The organism is Desulfamplus magnetovallimortis, from assembly GCF_900170035.1.
GTDB lineage: Bacteria > Desulfobacterota > Desulfobacteria > Desulfobacterales > Desulfobacteraceae > Desulfamplus > Desulfamplus magnetovallimortis.
Window position 1 is genome coordinate 345,040 of sequence record NZ_LT828543.1, and the last position, 2,164, is coordinate 347,203.

Below are 2,164 nucleotides of genomic sequence, written 5' to 3' on the forward strand. Positions count from 1 at the left end.
GATCGGTGACAGGTACCATGACCACAACACTATTGCTGGCATATTCCGGAGGATACATAACTTTGCTTATGGCATTCATGGCCCAGAGCATTCCGTTGAGCAATAGTTTCAACCTGATTTATGTTTCGTCGGAAATAGTAAAAACCTTGATCGGCAGTTTTGGTCTTGTAATGGTTGCTCCGTTTACTGCGATTGTCGGCGGGTTTATTTTTACAAGATCGGGAAAGGTAAGGGGCTCTCAGAATGACAATAAGGATAGCGAGGGTTTTCTTGTGCACCCAAATTGGAAATAAAATCATCATGCTCCATTCATTTATAAATCACTCTCGGTTATGCCAAAAATCATCATTCCGAATACGCCACCCACCTCCCGGAGACCCCATTGACATTCCCCTTTCATGGCTTCCAACTGTATAACTACAGCCCTTCGACTGTGCCCGGATTCTATTTTTGCGTTTCTCGTAAACTCGCAGCCCGATATAGGTGAAACCGACCAGGAAACCCATTGTCAGCATCAAGCTGCCGTAAGCAATGGGCCAGGGGACATGTCCGGTCATCATGGAAAACTCGGACATGCCATCAATCCTGGCCAGAATATTTAATGGCATGCATACCACACTTAAGACAGTCAATCGCTTAATGTCTTTATTCTGATTGATACCTTGTTTGACAAACCCTTGCAGCTTTTTACCTTTTCAGTTGACTCTCTTTTTATGCTGGCATATCATACCAATATGAAAGCCAAATTAATTAAACATAACAAATTAACTGACGAGTTAGGCAATACCATTGAGGTTAAAATTTGGTCAGTGGCAAAAGCATCTGATAAGCCTCATGGTTTTAAATATTCTCTGGTCTATATTGTTAATGGTGAACGTGTTGTTGGATATGACAATGCAGAAGGTAAGGGCGACCATAAGCACCTGAAACAAGATAGCATATTAAAAGAGATACCATATCAATTTGAAAGCCTCCGTAAATTAGTAGATGATTTTTTAAAAGATATGGAAAATATAAAAGGTGGTGGTTTATGAAAATTAGAAAAGTGAAAGTTGGTATTAAAAGTGTTAATAGTCTTTTAAATGAATTTGTAGAAACTTGTGAGTCCTTGCAAGAAAGTAAACAGGTTAAACAAGATAATGGAGTCTATTTCACCAGCATTGATGCCTTTAGAAAAGCTATTACTCCAAAAAGATTTGAGTTATTACAAATTATAAAAAAACAAAATCCTGCCTCTATCCGCCACCTATCAACGCTAATTAATAGGGATATAAAAAATGTTTCTGATGATGTTAAATTTTTAGAACAGGTGGGACTCATTGACCTAAAAGATAGTAACGACCAAAAGAAAATAATCCCTCTGGTGAATTATGATAAAATCATGTTTGAGATTGCTGTGTGAGCTGAATGGTGAAAGTAACATGTTTAACGGCATGCAGACAACACTTAAGACAGTCAATCGTTTAATATCTTTGTTTTGGTTAATACTTATAGAACTATCTGTAGCATCCAGTAAAAATTTCATTTTGTTGAACAGAAATGCAGTGTGACTGTCCAGAGACTCAATATCCCGCAAATTCAGAATAAAAGCAACTGCAACATTGCGGGATTCATTTTCCCTGTCCAGGAGAAAATCAGAGTGCAGATGAAGTTCTCCATTATCTTCCACATAAAAACGGGCACTGGTTTCCAGATCAGTTAATTCCATGGGGTCGGGAATATCTACTCCGAAAATTTCCCTTGCCCATGCCAGTTGTTCACTCTCCGGCTTTACCAGATCAATCCAGATAGGTTTTGCACCTGCAAGATCTTTTTTCGATCCTATGGGGATTTGCCTCAAACATCCTTCATGAAGATCAAAGACCCTTATCATGGTACTTTGATTTCGTGGTTTTTTATATGAAAGTCTCGGTAACATCCTGTTTTTAAAACGACTTTCATCTCTTCGATTGTGGCGGTCATCAGCCATGTACGTTATATGAAAGTCTAGGTAACAGCCTGTTTTTAAAATGACTTTCATTTATTCGATTGTGGCGGACATCCGCCATGTACGTTATATCATCAACCAGCTCTACCCGCATGGAATCCGATATTCCCAGCAAAATTTCTTCCTTTCGTTCGTCACGAACGTGCTGCCAGACAAACTGGTGGTCGGTGGAAGGCA

General features: G+C 39.2%; 5 protein-coding genes. 3 read left to right on the top strand and 2 right to left on the bottom strand.

Translation table 11 applies throughout. From position 1 onward, the window contains the following. From MTBBW1_RS10000 to MTBBW1_RS10015, 3 genes are all read left to right on the top strand, one after another. Positions 1-293, top strand: a 293-nt coding sequence (locus MTBBW1_RS10000; RefSeq protein ID WP_139786730.1) for a YibE/F family protein, incomplete at its 5' end; no start/stop codon positions are given. A gap of 369 nt (positions 294-662) precedes the next feature. Continuing rightward, complete coding sequence (locus MTBBW1_RS10010) at positions 663-1,034, top strand: toxin-antitoxin system TumE family protein (RefSeq protein WP_222424025.1); 372 nt, start codon at positions 663-665, stop codon at positions 1,032-1,034. After that, positions 1,031-1,402: an HVO_A0114 family putative DNA-binding protein gene (locus MTBBW1_RS10015; RefSeq protein WP_080802746.1), complete on the top strand. Its 372-nt coding sequence runs from the start codon at positions 1,031-1,033 to the stop codon at positions 1,400-1,402. The genes MTBBW1_RS10010 and MTBBW1_RS10015 overlap by 4 nt, the downstream gene beginning before the upstream one ends. On the opposite strand, the gene MTBBW1_RS10020 is transcribed toward MTBBW1_RS10015, so the two are convergent. Both MTBBW1_RS10020 and MTBBW1_RS29060 read right to left on the bottom strand, forming a co-directional pair. Then, positions 1,325-1,969, bottom strand: coding sequence for a magnesium transporter CorA family protein (locus MTBBW1_RS10020; RefSeq protein WP_222424026.1), 645 nt, complete (start codon positions 1,967-1,969; stop codon positions 1,325-1,327). The genes MTBBW1_RS10015 and MTBBW1_RS10020 overlap by 78 nt on opposite strands. Beyond that, positions 1,962-2,164 (bottom strand): hypothetical protein (locus MTBBW1_RS29060; protein ID WP_222424027.1); only part of this gene is annotated, 203 nt, incomplete at its 5' end. The genes MTBBW1_RS29060 and MTBBW1_RS10020, both read right to left, overlap by 8 nt.